The organism is Streptomyces sp. CA-142005 (assembly GCF_050942335.1).
In the GTDB taxonomy this organism is placed as follows: Bacteria; Actinomycetota; Actinomycetes; order Streptomycetales; family Streptomycetaceae; genus Streptomyces.
Genome location: NZ_CP192078.1, coordinates 3,908,231 through 3,923,893, shown reverse-complemented (window position 1 = coordinate 3,923,893; position 15,663 = coordinate 3,908,231). Strand labels below are relative to the sequence as shown.

Sequence of the window (15,663 nt, the reverse complement as noted above, 5' to 3'; positions counted from 1 at the left end):
GCCGGTCACTGCCGCAAAGCGCCGGATCCCAGGGTTTTCACGTACCAGGCGTACGTCTGGCCGAGTCCCTCGCGCAGTTCGATGCGGGGCGCCCAGCCCAACGCCGTGAGCCGGGAGACATCGAGGAGTTTGCGCGGGGTGCCGTCCGGCTGACTCGTGTCCCACTCGATACTCCCCTGGTAGCCGACGACCTCCGCGACCATGTCCGCCAGTTCGCGGATGGTGAGATCCGTGCCGGTGCCGACATTGACCGGCCCGTCCCCGTCGTAGTGCTCCAGCAGGTGCAGGCACGCCCGGGCCAGATCGTCCACGTGCAGGAACTCCCGGCGGGGCGAGCCGCTGCCCCAGTTCACCACGCGTCGCGCCCCCGACTCCTTCGCCTCGTGGAAGCGCCGGATCAGGGAGGGCAGAACATGGGAGTGCTCGGGGTGGAAGTTGTCGCCGGGCCCGTACAGATTGGTCGGCATGGCGGAGATCCACGGCAGCCCGTACTGCCGCCGCACCGCCTGCACCTGCAGAATGCCGGCGATCTTGGCGATGGCGTAGGCGTCGTTGGTCGGCTCGAGCGGACCCGTCAGCAGCGCCTCCTCCCGGATGGGCTGCTCGGCGAACTTGGGGTAGATGCAACTGGACCCGAGGAACAGCAGCCGCTCCACTCGCTGTTCCAGGGCAGCGTCCAACACGTTGACCTGGATGCGCAGATTGTCGGAGAGGAACTCGGCGGGCCTGGTGGCGTTCGCCTTGATCCCGCCGACACGTGCGGCAGCGAGTACGACCACGTCTGGGCGCGCGGCCGCGAACCAGTCGAATACGGCCCGGCGGTCCCGTAGGTCCAACTCCGCCGAGCCGGGCCCGACCGCATCAGTGAAGCCTTCCCGGGCCAGTTCCCTCCATACGGCCGAGCCGACGAGCCCACGGCTTCCGGCCACGAAGACACGGGCCGAGCGGCCGAGGGGGCGGTGTACCGGCCCGTCCGGTGGCACGACGACGGAACCGGTGCAGGTGACCATGGGCGTCGCTCCTTCTTCACTCATGTCCGACGGCGAAGAGCTTCCCCGTTCGACTTGCGCCGGTGAGGGAGGCGCGCGCGGTTCACGGCATCCGAGTGAATGCGACACGCAGGCACGGGCCTTTCCGAAGCAGGTTTTCGTATGCTGGGCCAGGCGCTCGATTCGACCGCTTTTCTTCCCTAACCTGCCTTTCGTGGCGGATTTTCCGGCGAGGGATATTCCACTCGACTCGCATAAGCGGTCCGCGCCCCCCCAGTCCAGCAAAAGGAGTGTGCGTGACGGTCAAGACCGCGCTCATCACCGGCATCACCGGCCAGGACGGCTCCTATCTCGCGGAGTTGCTGCTTGAGAAGGGATATGTGGTGCACGGGATCGTCCGCCGGGCATCCACCTTCAACACGCAACGCATCGACCACCTTTACCAGGATCCGCACGACCCGCAGGCACGTCTCTTCCTGCACTACGGCGACCTGACGGACGGAACCCGGATCGCCGGACTGCTCGAGCAGTTGAAGCCCGACGAGGTCTACCACCTGGCCGCCCAGTCCCACGTGCGTGTGTCCTTCGACGAACCCGAATTCACCGGCAACACCACCGGCCTGAGCACCACTCGGCTACTCGAGGCCATCCGGACGACGGGTCTGCCGTGCCGCTTTTACCAGGCCTCGAGCTCCGAGATGTTCGGTGCCACACCCCCGCCCCAGAACGAGGTCACCCCTTTCCACCCGCGCTCGCCCTACGGAGTCGCCAAGGTCTACGCCTACTGGCTGACCCGCAACTACCGCGAGGCCTATGGCATCCACGCCGTCAACGGAATCTTGTTCAACCACGAATCCCCTCGCCGCGGCCCGACCTTCGTCACCCGGAAGATCGCCATGGCCGCCGCCCGCATCAAGGCCGGCCTCCAGAACGAGCTTTACATGGGCAATATGGACGCCCGACGCGACTGGGGATACGCGCCCGAGTACGTGGAAGCGATGTGGCGCATGCTGCAACAGGACCAGCCCGACGACTACGTCGTCGCCACCGGCACCAGCTACAGCGTCCGCGACTTCGCCGAGCACTGCTTCGCCCACGTCGGGCTCGACTGGCGAGACCACGTCCGGTTCGACGAGCGATACCTGCGCCCGTCCGAGGTCGACGACCTGGTCGGGGATGCGTCGAAGGCGGAACGGGTCCTCGGCTGGCGCCCGACGGTGCTCGCCCCGGAACTCGCCCGGCTGATGGTGGACGCCGAACTGGCCGGTTTGGGGGGGACGGTCGCCGGGTGGGCAGCCAAGGTTCCCGCCATGGCCACGTGAAAGTACTCAGGACAGCCGTCCTCGCGACGGGCGCCAGCATGCCTCGCGGTGACGGCGGCCTCGCGTTCGTCGACGGGCTGAGGGGAATCGCGCTGTCGAGGTGTTGGGCGGCTACTGCTGTCCGGCGGGCGGATGGTGTTCCTGTTCAGGCCCGGCCTGGAGGGATGGAACCTGCCGACACATACGCTCGCGGTGTGGATCGGTCACCGATCCGACAGACCTGTCATAGCCAATTCGAAGGGCCGTCCACTGTAGGTCGCAGGGCGTCAATCGGGCCCATGCGAAGATCCGGGCGCTTGGTCTGAGATATAGGTGTGTCGTGGGCGAGGAGATGTTCCAGCCTCTGCTGGTGAGCGATGCGCGGGTCCTCTTTGTCGGAGACTTCAGAGAGCTTGAGCAAGGCAGCCCAGATGGACCGTCGCTGCGGTCCGCGGTCAAAGCCGAGGCGTCCGCGAACGCTCGTGAGCTGGTCGAGTACCTGCGGAGCGGAGCCCTGTTGCCTGCGACGACCACGCTCGTGCGGGACGTTCTCAGCCCCGAGAACCCTGCGATCGGCGGACTGCACCTGCTGACGGACGGGCACTGGCTTTGGTACTCGGACCTGGCCCACTACGTCGAGCACTACCACGTGGCACTCGACCCGCAGTTCCTGGCGCACGCGCAAGCCAACGGCTGGACGGTCCCACAACTCGATGACGCGGACCTGCTCGCACTGCAGGCGATCCTTCTCTGTGGCGAGGGGGACTGAGCCAATCTGGGCTTGATCCGCTTTGACGGACACTCCTGATCAGGGGCTTCGGCCTCGGAAGGATGATGTCCATCATGGAGAGCATGGGGAAGAAGAAGCCGAGGCCCAGGCGCTCGTTCACGCCGGAGTTCAAGGCTGAGATCGTCGACCTGTGCCAGCGCGGCGACCGGTCCGTGGGTCAGGTCGCGAAGGACTTCGACCTGACCGAGACCGCGGTGCGGGACTGGGTGCGCCAGGCCGAGGTCGACGCCGGCGAGCGCGACGGGCTGACCAGCGACGAGCGCGAGGAGCTGGCCCGGCTGCGGCGGGAGAACCGCAGGCTGCGCGAGGACGTGGACATCCTCAAGCGGGCCACGGCTTTCTTCGCGCAGGAGACCCGGTGACGGTCCACCCGTTCATCGAGGCGGAGAAGCAGGCAGGCCACAACGTCAAGCGAGCGTGTGAGCTGCTCAAGGTCTCCCGTGCCGCCTTCTACGCGCGCCGCAACGGCGAGCCCGGTCCCCGCGCCGTCCGCGACACCGAGCTGACCTCAAAGATCACCGAAATCCATGCGTACCCCAGGGGAAGCTACGGAGTCCCGCGTGTCCATGCCGTGCTCCAGCAGGTGGTGACCGGTGCGGACGGCGCCGGGTCGCCCGGTTGATGCGTCAGGCCGGCCTTGAGGGTCGGCACCGCCGTCGACGTCACCGCACCACGGTGCCCGACCCGAATGCCGCTGTGCGGCCGGACCTGGTTCTGCGTGACTTCCAGCCCGATCCGACCGGCCTCGACGCGCGCTGGTGCGGCGACATCACATACATCCCGACCGAGGAGGGCTGGCTCTACCTGGCCACCGTCATCGACATTGCCTCCCGTCGCGTCGTCGGCTGGGCCACCGCCGGCCACCTGCGCACCGAACTGGTCGCCGACGCCCTACGGGCGGCCTGCCGGACCCGCCGTCCATCGGGCCCGGTGATCTTCCATACGGATCGCGGCTGTCAGTACACCAGTCGTGAATTCGCGGCGCTGGCAACAGGATTCGGTGTCCGCCTGTCGGTCGGCCGAACTGGGCAGTGCTGGGACAATGCGCTCGCAGAGTCGTTCTTCGCCACCCTCAAGCGGGAGCTGATCAACGACCGGCCCTGGCCAAGCCGCACGGCTGCCCGCTCAGCTATCTTCGAGTGGATCGAGGGCTGGTACAACATACGCAGGCTGCACAGCAGCCTCGGCTACCGCAGTCCCGCCGACTACGAGAACGCCCTGGCGGCTTGACCACCACAGCGAGGGTGTCCGTCAAAGCGGAGCAAGTTCAATCACCCACGCACCAGCCGTCTGTTCCGCTGCCCGAACCCGGGCGAGCGGCCCGGGACCTGGCCGTGTAGCAGGACCCGTGCGCGTGAGCCGCCGCACCGTGATGCCGATCAGTGCCTGGCGAGTCATGGTCTCCGGACGAGTGTCGATGACGATGCACCGCTTGCGTCCCTTGACCTTCTTGCCCGCGTCGAAGCTCCTGGTGGCGGCCGGCAGGGTACCGACGGTGCGGTCCGAGTGCGAGTCGATCAACCCCGCACTCGGCCCAGCGTTGCGGCCGTCGGCCTCGTGGTCCTAGCCGCGGAGGGAGTCGTGGATCTCCCGCCGGCCGCACTTCGGCCCCGCCCTGGCCGGCGGGAGCAACGGCGCCACCATTGCGCACTGCTCGTCCGTCAGATCGGACGGATACTCACCGCGATCGTGCCCCATGATCGGCTCAACGGCCTTACGTGTAGCAGGAAATGGCGGACCGCACACGCGGTCTCCGCCTCCATCCGACCGGCTGGGACTGAGGATGGAACAGGCTCAGTGCCTGCGGAAGTGGATCACAGGGCTGCGGTAGTCCAGTTCCATATCCGGGTCCACAACCTCATAGCCCAGCCTCTCAAGCAGTTCGCAGGTGCGCGCGCCCCCCGCGTTGTACCACCGGCCCGGCCGAGCCACGTCGTCCTCCGAAAGGTCCAGCAGACGCCAGTTGGCGCGGTTGCGGGCGTGTGTCTGCAACGGCAGCAGGTAGGCGTCGATCAGGCGTCGCTTCAACTGTCCGCTTCTCTTCGCCAGCAGAGTCCTCGTCACGTCGAAGCGGGATTGGTTCTGCACGAAGCTGTTGTACTTGGCGTAGTCGGCCACCATGATGAAACCATGCGCCCCTGACCGGAACTTCGGAAAGAGGTTCGTCAGATAAGCGGAGATGCCGTCGAAACTGACGTGGCACAGCGCGTCGAAGCTGAACAGGTAATCGACGCTGTCGTCGGTCAGCATGCCGCAACTGAAATCCTCGACCTTGCAGTACCGAACGTTCTCACGCCTGCCGACGTATTCCCAGAAGCCGTTGTGCTCGGGCGAGAGGGCGTCCAAACAGATGACCTCGTCGGCACCCACCATGGCACGCGTCCAGGCTCCCCTCCCGGGGCCGATCTCCACAGCACGCGTCGTGCTGTTGATGTACGGCTTGATACAAGCCAGGTAAGTGGCGTGTTGCATCGACGTGTAGCCCCACAGCCCGTACAGGGAATCCAGTGGTTCGAGGGGATCAGCCTTGAAGAACCCGCCTTTCCAGATGCTCTGGAACGATTCCAGTTCGGTAGCCAGCTTCGTTGCCACTCGCTCTCCCTGTCGGTCGATCGGGCCTCTGTCATACCACGGCAGTGTCGTCGAGTAGATGAAAGCCGCCAGGAGATTAGCGATGTCAAGGGAAATTCGCAGACGACCGCAGTGAGGACGTCGGAAGCGACGCTGGGCAGCAGGTCGCCCAGGCCAGGGAGATAGCCAAGGGCATCACTCACCTCTTTTCGCCGTCGCCCAAGAGCCCCCTTCGAGTGCCTCCGACACGCCGTCATGACGCACGGCATGAAGCGAGGTTTCTGTATCCTGGCCAGGAGTCTGAGCAGTTCTCGTGCGAGGTCGCATTGCGCCTGTCTTGACAATTGAGCCGGTTGGGCGCCTTCGGCTCCAAGACAACGAGACCTTAAAAAGAACCATCCGGAAGAGCCGGCCCGAAGCGCAGACGACCACCGAGGTCGAGCAACCGGCACGCGCGAGAATGGCTGGATGGTTAGCGGCCAAGGTCCGTAAGTGAAACGAACCAGGAAGTCATCAAAGGAGGCGTCACGATGGCGAAACGCGTACTGCTGTGGCTGATCGGGCTTGGACCGCTCGTAGTGGCCCTGCTACTTCCGCGCGAGTCGGTTTCAACTTCCCTGCTGGCAGGCAGCGCGCCATTCGTCGGCTGGCGATTGGTCGCAGCACAGGCGCTCACCGCAACACTTGGCTGTTCATCACTCATCACTATTATTCAAGCGTGGAATGATCACGTCAGGCGTGCGACGGCACTATTGGTGGGATTCTTCTTGCTGTTTACCGGGCCGATTGTCTCGTCAATTCTGACAGGAAACGGCAACCATTTGCAACAATTATTGATGGCGCCGCTCGTGTCTACCGCACTCTTCCTGGCCTCAAAGACTCGGACTGAGCAACTGGTTCTTCACTTTCGATACGTCTTGCGAGTGTATGTGTGGGGGAGCCTCGCCTCTCTCCTTGTCGCCCCGGATTGGGCGACGCATTATGGTGACAACGTTGACGCGCTCATCACTCACCACGATTACATGGACCTCGGGGTCGGGCGACTTGCCGGGCTGACGCCGCACCCCAACGCATTGGGGCCGATCTGTGCTGTTTCACTCGCGGTCGAATTCGCAAGGATTGGACGGAAGCCATGGTGGGTGCTTCATGCTCTGGTTGCAACCGCTACTCTCATGCTGACCGAGTCGCGCACCGGCTGGTTCTGCGTCCTTGCACTTGTCTGTCTGCACGTACGTTTGCGTAATGCGCCAAAGCAAAACCTGCACCGATGGGGAGTGTTTTCCCTGTGCGGTGCAGGACTTTTGGCCGTGGTCGCGCTCGTTGCGAATGGGCAGCAATTCATCCCGGACATGATGGGTCGCCGCGACATCATGTCATTGAATGGCCGCACACGAGTCTGGAAGATCGCTCTGGCAGAATTCATGCAAAGCCCTTTGTATGGCCGCGGGCCTATGGTGTTCTCTCCGGAGTATCGAGAGAACGTTATTCGCGATCCGACACTCATGTGGGCCGGGCAAGCACATAATCAGTTGTTTCAGACCATGGCAACTTCCGGTCTCCTGGGGCTCGCCGGCCTCGTCGTATTCCTGTATGTCATCCTTGTGCTCGGACGTCTCGCAGCACGTCGCACGGCAGGGTTGACGCTGTCTCTGCCCATTATGTTGGTGATTCGGGGATTCACGGAGTCACCTCTTGAGGGGCTGGGCGCGGTGACCTGTAATCTGATGCTAGTGGCAATGGTTCTTGTTCTCATCACTTCTGCGCTCGATGGCCATAGCGACATGCAATCGCCGACCATTTCGGTTCCGTCTTACGGAATCAAGGCGCAACCCGGCCCAGCCGCTGAGTCTGAGAAAATCATGCCAGTTCAGCCTAGTCGGGCTACGGTATGACGACGCCTGACCACGCGACGCCAGCCCTCTCGTCAATATGTTGCCACCGTCCTGAAGGCAGAATTACGCGAAATCGCCGCGCCGTTCAACCGGCGATGGCTGCGCTCGACTGACCTCGACCGCATACGCGGAAGGCACCAAGCATCTTATGAATGGCGCCGTAACACGGTCGTGCCTGCGCGGGCCCACTCGATACGCGCGCTCCCGCGCTCTCCGGCTCACCAATCCGTCATCCGGTCGGCGAGGGGAAGCGGTGGCATGACTTCCAAACAGCAGAGCCCGCCACCTGTTGCGACAGGACGCTCGGTCGTGGCCAGCATTCTGTGGAACTATGCCGGCTCGGTTGTGTCCGTGTTTCTTCAGCTGGGCTACACGGCATACACGGGCAGGACCGTCGCACCGTCGTCATTTGGCGCATACGCCGTCGGGCTCACGGTCATCCAGTTCTTCGGCTACTTCGCCACCGCGGGTCTGGCCCCCAGCCTGCTGCGTGCGGAGCGGGTGACTCTTCGGATGGTCCGGGCGGCCCACCGATTGGGTGTGCTGGCCGGCTTGGTCTGCCTCATTCTGATCGAATCGACAGCCCCTGCGATGGGTCATCTCTGGCGAATGCCTGAGCTCGGTCCCATGCTTCAGGTGATGGCATGCCAGTTCCTTTTCATGCCAGGGGCTTCGATCGTCGTGGCCGCGTTGCGACGCCTGGGGCGAGCGCGTACAGCGGTCACGGTCGAAGTGACTGGACAGGCGGTTGGGATGGCCGCGGGGAGTGCACTGCTCGCCTGTGGCTGGAACCCTTGGGGGGTGGCCGCTACCCAAGGTGTCGCCGCTTCCGTGACACTTATCATGGGAACCATCGCAGTCGCCTCGCTGCGACTGGCTCCCGGTCCGACCGTGGGATTGCGTGACCTTTTGGCCTCGTGCAGCTTTCTCACGGCGTACAGCTTGGTACAGTTCGCCACCAATAGTGCGCCGGTATGGGCCACCGCCAGGTTGCTCGGGGCGGGTGCCGCAGGCACTCTTTCCCGTGCCTCCACCCTGACAGGACTACCGCTGACCTTTGTGGCTCAGGGCTTGATCCGGGCCGTCACTCCGTTGATCACCGAACGGCGCTGGCATGGGCTTCGTATCGCAATGGAGCATGTTCTCTGCATGACTTCGGCCGCGGCGTTCATCGGATTCGGCGTGGTGGGCGGTCTCGGGCCGGCCGCACTGACGATCCTGCTGGGTCAGGGCTGGGGCACTGCGGCGGGGCTTGTACCACTGCTCGCAGCGGCCTCGGCCGCCACCCTTCTGTGTTCCCTCGGGTCCTCCATCGACCAGGCGCGACATGCTTCTGCTGCCGTGATCGGTGCACAGTTCACGGTGACGACCGGCTCGGTCCTCGGCATCGCGGTTGCCGCCGGCCTGCGGGATCTCTCGCTGTTGGTGACAGCGGCAATTGTGGGACAGTCAGCAGGCCATGTCGTGCAATTGTGGTTCTGGCACCGATCAGGCCTGCTGCGGTTCGACACCGCCGCTCGCATCCACCTGCCTCACATCCTGATCGGAGCCGTACTCGGAAGTGCCGCCGCTCTCGGCAGTTCGTTGGGCGGAGATCCGGTGTCCGCCTTGTTCTGGGGGCTCGCTGCCACGCTGTTGGCTGTTCCCGTCTGCTTGCTGTTCCGGAGTCGCATCCCCCTGTACAGGGCGGCGATCGCCGTAGGCCTGATTCCACCGGCAAGGCGTTCTGCTGGTCTCTCGGAGGTGACGGGGGCTGAGAAGGAAGACGGCCGGGGCAATGAAAGAGGCCGCGGACCGGGGGAATCGGCCTTTCCGGCCGCGTGAGGGAGTGATCGGCCTCATCGGAAGATTTCAAGCCCAGTGAGGCGGTCGTGACGCTATGAGGTTTGTGGTGCGGGTTCCCTGCGTTTGGCCAGGTCGTTGACCCGTGCCTGCTGGGGTATCCGGGGTGGTCGGCGCCGGCGGCCGAAGCGTTCGGGGTGGCGGGCGTATGCCTCGGCGAGGGTGACGGCACGCTGGTCGTGGACCTCCTTGGCGGTGCCGAGATGCACGGTGGCCGGCGTGTGCCAGCCGATGCCCGAATGACGGTGCGCGTGGTTGTAGTACGCGATGATCGCCTCGAACCACTCGCGGGCATGGGCCAGCGAGTCGAACCGTTCGGGGTAGTCGGACATGTACTTCGTGGTCTTGAAGTGGGCCTCGCTGTAGGGGTTGTCGTTGGAGGTCTTCGGCCACGAGTGCGACCGCGTGACGCCGGGATCGATCAGCAGCTGCGAGACCTTCTTCGAGGCCATCGACGTGCCACGGTCCGCGTGCACGGTCTCGGGCACGATGCCGTTGCGGATCAACTCCTCGGCCCACACCACTGATTCGACCCGCTCGACGGTATGGCCGACGACGTGGCGACTGAAGATGTCGATGACGACGTAGGCGTGATACCAGACACCCTTGACGGGTCCGGCCGCCTTGGTGATGTCCCAGGTGAACACCTGCGAGGGCGCGGTGGCGACCAGTTCGGGCACCGTCTTCGCCGGGTGGGTGGCCTGGCGGCGGCGCTCGCCGGTCTGCCCCTTCTCGCGCAGGATCCAGCGCACGGGCCAGATCTGCGCGGGCGGCAGCTCGGCGTACTCGCCCGAGTTCATCAGCTCCAGGACCGCAGCCCGCTCCTCAGCCGTCAGGGCCGAGGGCTGGACCTGCCGCTTGCGGGCTCCGCGCGACGGTGCCGGACGCAGCCGACGGTAGCGGGTGGCCCGGGAGCGAGCGGTCAGCCGGCAGGCCGCCGTGATGCCGAGCTCGCCCTCGATGCCGGTGAACGCGTCCTCGACCACCGGCCGACGGCAGCGTTCAGTCCGCGCCCTCGGAGATCATTTCCAGGAGCGCGGAAGCTTTTCCCATGACCTCCAACGCGGCCTTGTTCCGGGCCAGTTCCTTCTCCGGCCGTTCCACCTGGCGGCGCAGCTTCTCGTTCTCCGCCTCGGCAGCCGGCTTCTTCTGCCTCGCCGGGCTGGTCCGCTGGTCGACCAGCTTCTCCAGCGCTTCGGCATCCCGCGCGGCCCGCCATTCCTTGACGTGCGAGTGGTCCAGCCGCTCGCGGCGCAGGACCGTGCCTTTCTCGTTCTTGGGCGCGGTGTCGTACTCGGTCACGATCCGCAGCTGGTACTCGGGGCTGAAAGTGCGGCGCTTCGGCCGGGGAGCCGGATCGGACCCGGCGGGGGTGGTGCTGGTCATGAGAGGGTGGTTCTCCTGTTGTGCCCTCTCAGGCCAACCCGACGAAGCGGGACGTCTCACCCAAGGCTGACAGAGAGGGCATCGACGCCGATGTACTGGTCAGCCAGTGGACGCCGTACGCACGTGGCCTCGTGCGGAAACCAGGCCGTCCATCGCCGCGATCGCCTGCCAGGGGTCGGCGGGGGGAGGCGGCACGGGAAGATAGTCACCGAGCATATAACGCAGCGCGTTTCTGCTGGTCAGCCGGGACCGCACCCAGTGGTGAGCCGCAAGTCCTGCCGCATGCAACTCGGCTGGATCCGTGCGCAGCAGGTCACGTACTCGACTCACGGCCTCGTCGACGCTGTTTACTAGATGCAGGCCCTGGTCGGGACCGGGGAGCCAGGTGACGCCCGGTGGCCGTGAGCTGATGTGCGGACGTCCCGCATACAGGCTGATCGGCAGCCGGTCGGAGAAGTAGCCCGGGTAGTGGGGGAAGTGCTGCCAATTGGCGCTGAGCCGCGACCGGCGCAGCGTCCGGATCTGTTCACTGTAGGCGAGACGCCCTCTTGCGCTCGGCCCGCGCCACCCCGGACCGTAGACGGCGAGACGGCGGCCGTGCTCGCGGGAGAGCCTGCGTACCAAGCGACGGCGTTCCAGCGCTCCGTCGATGCATGCGAAGAACCCGAGGCGTGTGTAGCAACCTCCGATGTGCATCACATCGTGTTCCGCCTCCTCGATCGGTGTCACCGGCCCGGACACCTGCAGCCAGGTGGACATGACGCTGCAGACGTATCGCACCGGATGCCTGCTGTGGCTACCGAGCAGTTGTGCCTGTGGGCCGAGGGCTACCGAGAAGACCGTATCGGCGTGACGCAACCACGCCCTGCTGCCTTCGGGCAGCGTCCTGCGCCCTCCCCACCCGTCGCCTTCCCAGTAGATGACAGGCGGGTGGCCGACTTGCCGCAGCAGCCGTGCTACAGACTTCTCGGTCCACGGGAAGCCGTGCGGCGATTGCACAAAGATCACGTCGGGCTTGGCCTCGACAGCGCGTCTCGACACCTCCTGGAGTGCCCGCGACAGCCCTCGTGGCAGGAATTCCATTGGTGTCACTGGCACATAATGGAGCAGCGACTCAACTTCCAGCTCGCCGAAGTCGCTGCCGAAGCCGAGAGTCGGACCGACCGACGCTTCATTACTGAGATGTAGAACTACGGGCAGGCTCATGTCGGTGCCCAGTTCCCTTTCACTTGAGCATGCGCGTGCGACGAACGAGGTGTGTGTTACCACCAAGGCGGTAGGAGGGATCGTCATGCCGAGCGAATACCGCACCGGATGCTCTCTGGCCGCCACCGCCTCGGTTACACAGATTCCCCTCTATGCATTGGAGTTGGGAGAGGCGGGCGGAGACACAGCGGGGACTGCCGGGGCCTGTCGCGCGGAAGGGCCCAGCACGTTCACATGGCGGTCGCGGGCGACACGCCGGTACTGCTCCTCGTACCACGGCACGAGGGAGGACCAGCCGAACGACCTGGCCCGTTCCAGCCCGGCAAGCCGCAGCCGCGCCCTGCGTCGGGGATCGCCCGCCAGTATCACGACCGCGTCCGCGATCCGCTCCGGACGTCGAACGTCCGTCAGTTCACCGGCCCGGCCGAAGTCCAGCAGCCAGGGAACGGCGCCCGATGCGTGGCCTCCGACCACCGGAACACCTCTGGCCATGGCTTCTAGGACGGTCATCCCGAACGACTCCTCCAGGGTCGGCGCCACGAAGAGGTCAGAGGTGTCCATCAGCTCGATGATCTTCTCCAGAGGCGTCGGGCCGGCGAACACCACCGCCTGGGCGAGGTCGGCTGACCGCGCCCAGGCCTCCGCGCTGCCGCCCGGTTCGAATTCGCTGCCGACAAGGACGAGTTCCGCTCCCGGCAGGTGCTGGCGGACATGGACGAACGCTCGTAGCAGGGAGGTGACGTTCTTCCAGGCCGAGAACCCGGAGTTGACGGAGAGGATGCGGCGCACCGACCCGGCCGATCGGCCCGGTTCTGTGGCGAGGAACCTTGTCGGCAGGCCGTTCGGCAGCAGGGCCGCGCCGCGGCCGTGGCGCCTGAGCGCCTTCTTGATGTACGGCGAGACGACGGCGAGGTGACGGGCCTTGGCCAGACAGCGGATCTGCATCGCCAGCCGCACCGCTCGGTAGTGGTCCCGGTGATGCCGCAGAATCGCGGGCGCCCAGTCGTGGACGGACACGAGGACCGGATGCCGGGAGGCGAGTGCGCCGAGTCCGAACTCGTACGTCCAGTGCGCGTGGACGACATCGGTTTTCAGCCCGTCGAGGAGGTCCCTGACGGCTCGGCGCTCCTGGCGGAACGCGTCCGCGGCACGGTGCCGGGACCGGTAGGGGCCCATTCGGATGTCGACGGCGCCGATCCGCCGTTGTACCGGCCTGCTGATTCCGGGGCCCAGCGTCACGACCGTCACCTCATGGCCCGACCTGGACAGTTCCGCGACAAGCGACGCCAGGACCGTTCCGCCCAGTCCCGACGGGAGGGCCTCGGCGGATTCCTCGAGAAGCCGTGCGAGCAACGGAAGATCGACAGGACCGGCGATGGTCACGTGCATGGCCGACTCCTCCTGCGTGCGTGAGGGACGATGAGAAGGCGTGCGTACGGCAGGAGCCAGAACACCGGCCACATCGGCCCGGCGTGCCGGCGGGTGAAGCGCCGCCAACTGCCGGGTGGCAGTCCCTTGGGCGAACGGATCAGTTTCCACCTGGCACGGAACGGAAGGGAGGAATCGGCGTGCGCGGGCGCCGGATTCCGGGCGCACGTGCCCACCGTTCCGGGGGCGACCCAGATCCGGACCCCCAGAGCCCGTGCCCGCAGGCCGTAGTCGAAGTCGGCCATGCCATGGCCGAAGCCGCCATCGATCGGGCCGACCCGCGCGACCACGCTCCGCGGGACGAGCACCACGTTGCCGTGCATGGTGTCGGCTGGGACCGGCGTGTCACCCGGAACGACCGGATCGAAGCGCATCGGGTGCAGCCGGCTGTTCCGCCTGACCCCGGAGTACGTCACGGTCCCGCTGGACGGGTCCCGCACCGCGCCGACGACGATCACCTCTTCCTGCACCTCGGCCAGGGCACGGTACGTGGTGAGTAACTGCGACAGAGCGCCGTCGTCCAGGACGACATCGTCGTTCAGCCACAGGAAGAAGTCGTATGCGGGGGCGGCGGCCTCGGCCACGGCCATGCCGCGCGCCCAGAACAGCGATCCATCACCGCGCACCACATGGATACCGGGCCACACCTCCTGGGCCGCCCGGGCCGTCCCGTCGGTGCTGCCGTCGTCGGTGAGCACGACCCGCAGGGCCACTCCCGGACCGTTCTGCCCGCGCAGCGAGCGAAGGCAGCCGGTAGTCGTCTCCCGGCGGTTGTGGCAGGTCATCAGCGTGACAACGGTGGTCATCGCGGCTCTCCGGCCGCTGCAAGGCTGCGGTAGATCCGGGAGTAGTGGGCCACGCCGCGCTGCATGTCGTACCGGTCCCGGAAGGCGCGGAGGTCGTCGGCGGCGGAGCGGTTCTCCGCGCTACGGACCGCCCTGCCGATCGTCTCGGCGAGCTGTGCGGGAGTGATGTCTGTCAGCCAGGCGGAGGGGGCGGCTTGAGCCACCTCCCGCAGCCCCGGGACGTCCGCAAACACCGTCGGCAACCCGGTGGCAACGGCTTCGACCGCGGCGAGCCCGAGCCCCTCGTAGGCCGACGTCATGACGAAGACGTCCGCCGCGTAGAGCGCGTGCAACGGATGGACGCGTCCCAGGAAGCGGGTCCGGTCGGAGAGGCCCAGGCGCTCGGCGAGCCGCCGCTCGGCGTGTCCGCCCTCTTCCTCTCCCACATGCAGATACACCAGACCGGGCGGACTCGCCGGGTGCGCGAGTGCCTTCAGGAGCGCTTCATGGCGTTTGACGGGCGCGCAGTTGCCCACGCTGACCGCCACTGGGGCGCCGATCGCGAGGCCAAGTGCATGGCGCGCAGCCTCGCGCTGAGCCGGCGTGGGCGGGACGAACTCATCCCCGTACCAGTTGTTCACGATCTGCGCGGGGTTCCTGAAGCGAAACTGCTCATTGTCAGCGACCCCACGGCTGACACCGACGTGAACGACACCCATACGGCGGAGGATCCTGCGTTGCAGCTCTCGCTGCGCACGGAGGACGCCGTCGAACCCGAAGACGCTGTGCACCGTGCGGACGACCCCGGCTCCGGTGGTGCGGGCGGCGAGCCCGAAGTAGAAGCTGGCCCGCTCGGCGTGCAGATGAACGACGTCGAAGCCGCCGTCGCGCACACGGCGTGCGAGTCGAGGCGGTACGCGGATCAGTTGCTCGTCCGGCTCGTGCGCCACCGCGTAGCCCACGCTTCGGAGGTCGGCCGCGAATGGCCCCGGGGCCGGGGCGACAGCCAGTACCTCCGCCTCGATGCCATGGTGTTTCCACTGCCCGGCGGCCCTGTGGAGCATCACCTCGGCGCCTGACGCCCGAAGCTGGTTCAGCACGTGCAGAACGCGTACGCACATGGAGCCGGATCGAGGCTGATCCATTCCAGACCTCCGTTGAGTCCAGCGAGCGAGGTGCGGCACTGTCTGAATCGCTCCCCCGGACCGAACCGCGGATGTCGCCGAACCCGCCAGGCTCCATTCGTCACGCAGTGCCTGGAAGTCCCATGGACATCCCATGTGTTGACCGCCCCGAGAAGCCACACGTCTACTGGCCGATGCAGCGCGCCCATGGCAAATTTGACGCTTTCATCGGGCAATGACATGGCGACAGCGTGGCATGAAGATCCGCAGTCTATTGCCCGGACACTCTGGTTGCGAAAAGATTCCACCGTCTGCCGCCAGCGCTGTCACGAGTCCCTTCACCTCACCC

Annotated in this window: 15 protein-coding genes and 1 pseudogene; 7 read left to right on the top strand and 9 right to left on the bottom strand. The window is 66.0% G+C overall.

What is annotated here, in order from left to right; genetic code table 11:
* Positions 1-5: 5 nt before the first annotated feature.
* Positions 6-1,010 carry a GDP-L-fucose synthase family protein gene (locus tag ACQPXS_RS18470; protein ID WP_433450427.1) on the bottom strand — a complete coding sequence of 335 codons (1,005 nt, stop codon included), beginning with the start codon at positions 1,008-1,010 and terminating at the stop codon, positions 6-8.
* Between the two features lie 275 nt (positions 1,011-1,285).
* On the opposite strand from ACQPXS_RS18470, the gene gmd reads away from it, so the two are divergent.
* The 5 genes from gmd (at position 1,286) to ACQPXS_RS18445 (ending at position 4,310) form a co-directional block, all read left to right on the top strand.
* Positions 1,286-2,311, top strand: coding sequence for a GDP-mannose 4,6-dehydratase (gene gmd / locus ACQPXS_RS18465; RefSeq protein WP_433450425.1), 1,026 nt, complete (start codon positions 1,286-1,288; stop codon positions 2,309-2,311).
* A gap of 319 nt (positions 2,312-2,630) precedes the next feature.
* A complete protein-coding gene (locus ACQPXS_RS18460) occupies positions 2,631-3,059 on the top strand; it encodes a hypothetical protein (protein WP_433450424.1) in 429 nt (142 codons plus the stop codon).
* Between the two features lie 74 nt (positions 3,060-3,133).
* Complete coding sequence (locus tag ACQPXS_RS18455) at positions 3,134-3,442, top strand: transposase (protein WP_433446195.1); 309 nt, start codon at positions 3,134-3,136, stop codon at positions 3,440-3,442.
* The gene (locus ACQPXS_RS18450; RefSeq protein ID WP_433450423.1) at positions 3,439-3,702 is read left to right on the top strand and encodes a hypothetical protein; all 264 of its coding nucleotides are present in this window, start codon (positions 3,439-3,441) and stop codon (positions 3,700-3,702) included. The genes ACQPXS_RS18455 and ACQPXS_RS18450 overlap by 4 nt, the downstream gene beginning before the upstream one ends.
* Complete coding sequence (locus ACQPXS_RS18445; RefSeq protein ID WP_433450422.1) at positions 3,702-4,310, top strand: IS3 family transposase; 609 nt, start codon at positions 3,702-3,704, stop codon at positions 4,308-4,310. Before ACQPXS_RS18450 ends, ACQPXS_RS18445 begins: the two co-directional genes overlap by 1 nt.
* A 21-nt stretch (positions 4,311-4,331) precedes the next feature.
* Here ACQPXS_RS18445 and ACQPXS_RS18440 read toward each other — a convergent pair.
* Positions 4,332-4,637, bottom strand: a pseudogene (locus tag ACQPXS_RS18440) (transposase); the annotation flags it as partial.
* 237 nt (positions 4,638-4,874) lie between these two features.
* Positions 4,875-5,672, bottom strand: a complete 798-nt coding sequence (locus tag ACQPXS_RS18435) for a hypothetical protein (RefSeq protein ID WP_433450421.1) — start codon at positions 5,670-5,672, stop codon at positions 4,875-4,877.
* A gap of 509 nt (positions 5,673-6,181) precedes the next feature.
* Here ACQPXS_RS18435 and ACQPXS_RS18430 point away from each other — a divergent pair.
* Together ACQPXS_RS18430 and ACQPXS_RS18425 are read left to right on the top strand one after the other, a co-directional pair.
* Positions 6,182-7,543 carry an O-antigen ligase family protein gene (locus tag ACQPXS_RS18430; RefSeq protein ID WP_433450420.1) on the top strand — a complete coding sequence of 454 codons (1,362 nt, stop codon included), beginning with the start codon at positions 6,182-6,184 and terminating at the stop codon, positions 7,541-7,543.
* Between the two features lie 309 nt (positions 7,544-7,852).
* Positions 7,853-9,367 carry an oligosaccharide flippase family protein gene (locus ACQPXS_RS18425; protein WP_433450419.1) on the top strand — a complete coding sequence of 505 codons (1,515 nt, stop codon included), beginning with the start codon at positions 7,853-7,855 and terminating at the stop codon, positions 9,365-9,367.
* A gap of 53 nt (positions 9,368-9,420) precedes the next feature.
* On the opposite strand, the gene ACQPXS_RS18420 is transcribed toward ACQPXS_RS18425, so the two are convergent.
* The 6 genes from ACQPXS_RS18420 to ACQPXS_RS18395 all read right to left on the bottom strand — a co-directional run bounded on the left by ACQPXS_RS18420 (position 9,421) and on the right by ACQPXS_RS18395 (position 15,290).
* Complete coding sequence (locus tag ACQPXS_RS18420; protein WP_433450418.1) at positions 9,421-10,371, bottom strand: transposase; 951 nt, start codon at positions 10,369-10,371, stop codon at positions 9,421-9,423.
* 16 nt (positions 10,372-10,387) lie between these two features.
* Entirely contained in the window at positions 10,388-10,771 is a 384-nt protein-coding gene (locus ACQPXS_RS18415) for a hypothetical protein (RefSeq protein WP_433450417.1), read from the bottom strand.
* A 99-nt stretch (positions 10,772-10,870) separates the two neighbouring features.
* Positions 10,871-11,977 carry a glycosyltransferase family protein gene (locus ACQPXS_RS18410; protein WP_433450416.1) on the bottom strand — a complete coding sequence of 369 codons (1,107 nt, stop codon included), beginning with the start codon at positions 11,975-11,977 and terminating at the stop codon, positions 10,871-10,873.
* Positions 11,978-12,127: 150 nt separating this feature from the next.
* Positions 12,128-13,366, bottom strand: a complete 1,239-nt coding sequence (locus tag ACQPXS_RS18405) for a glycosyltransferase family 4 protein (protein ID WP_433450415.1) — start codon at positions 13,364-13,366, stop codon at positions 12,128-12,130.
* The gene (locus ACQPXS_RS18400) at positions 13,357-14,211 is read right to left on the bottom strand and encodes a glycosyltransferase family 2 protein (protein WP_433450413.1); all 855 of its coding nucleotides are present in this window, start codon (positions 14,209-14,211) and stop codon (positions 13,357-13,359) included. Before ACQPXS_RS18400 ends, ACQPXS_RS18405 begins: the two co-directional genes overlap by 10 nt.
* On the bottom strand, positions 14,208-15,290 hold the full coding sequence (locus ACQPXS_RS18395; RefSeq protein ID WP_433450412.1) for a glycosyltransferase: 1,083 nt from the start codon (positions 15,288-15,290) through the stop codon (positions 14,208-14,210). The genes ACQPXS_RS18400 and ACQPXS_RS18395 overlap by 4 nt, the downstream gene beginning before the upstream one ends.
* Between the last annotated feature and the right edge of the window lie 373 nt (positions 15,291-15,663).

Bases quoted from the DNA above. Each gene is read 5' to 3' on its own strand.
- ACQPXS_RS18470 (WP_433450427.1), bottom strand. From the start codon at position 1,010: ATGGTCACCTGCACCGGTTCCGTCGTCGTGCCACCGGACGGGCCGGTA.
- ACQPXS_RS18405 (WP_433450415.1), bottom strand. From the start codon at position 13,366: ATGCACGTGACCATCGCCGGTCCTGTCGATCTTCCGTTGCTCGCACGG.
- ACQPXS_RS18430 (WP_433450420.1), top strand. From the start codon at position 6,182: ATGGCGAAACGCGTACTGCTGTGGCTGATCGGGCTTGGACCGCTCGTA.
- ACQPXS_RS18445 (WP_433450422.1), top strand. From the start codon at position 3,702: ATGCGTCAGGCCGGCCTTGAGGGTCGGCACCGCCGTCGACGTCACCGC.
- ACQPXS_RS18455 (WP_433446195.1), top strand. From the start codon at position 3,134: ATGGAGAGCATGGGGAAGAAGAAGCCGAGGCCCAGGCGCTCGTTCACG.
- ACQPXS_RS18410 (WP_433450416.1), bottom strand. From the start codon at position 11,977: ATGAGCCTGCCCGTAGTTCTACATCTCAGTAATGAAGCGTCGGTCGGT.
- ACQPXS_RS18415 (WP_433450417.1), bottom strand. From the start codon at position 10,771: ATGACCAGCACCACCCCCGCCGGGTCCGATCCGGCTCCCCGGCCGAAG.
- ACQPXS_RS18400 (WP_433450413.1), bottom strand. From the start codon at position 14,211: ATGACCACCGTTGTCACGCTGATGACCTGCCACAACCGCCGGGAGACG.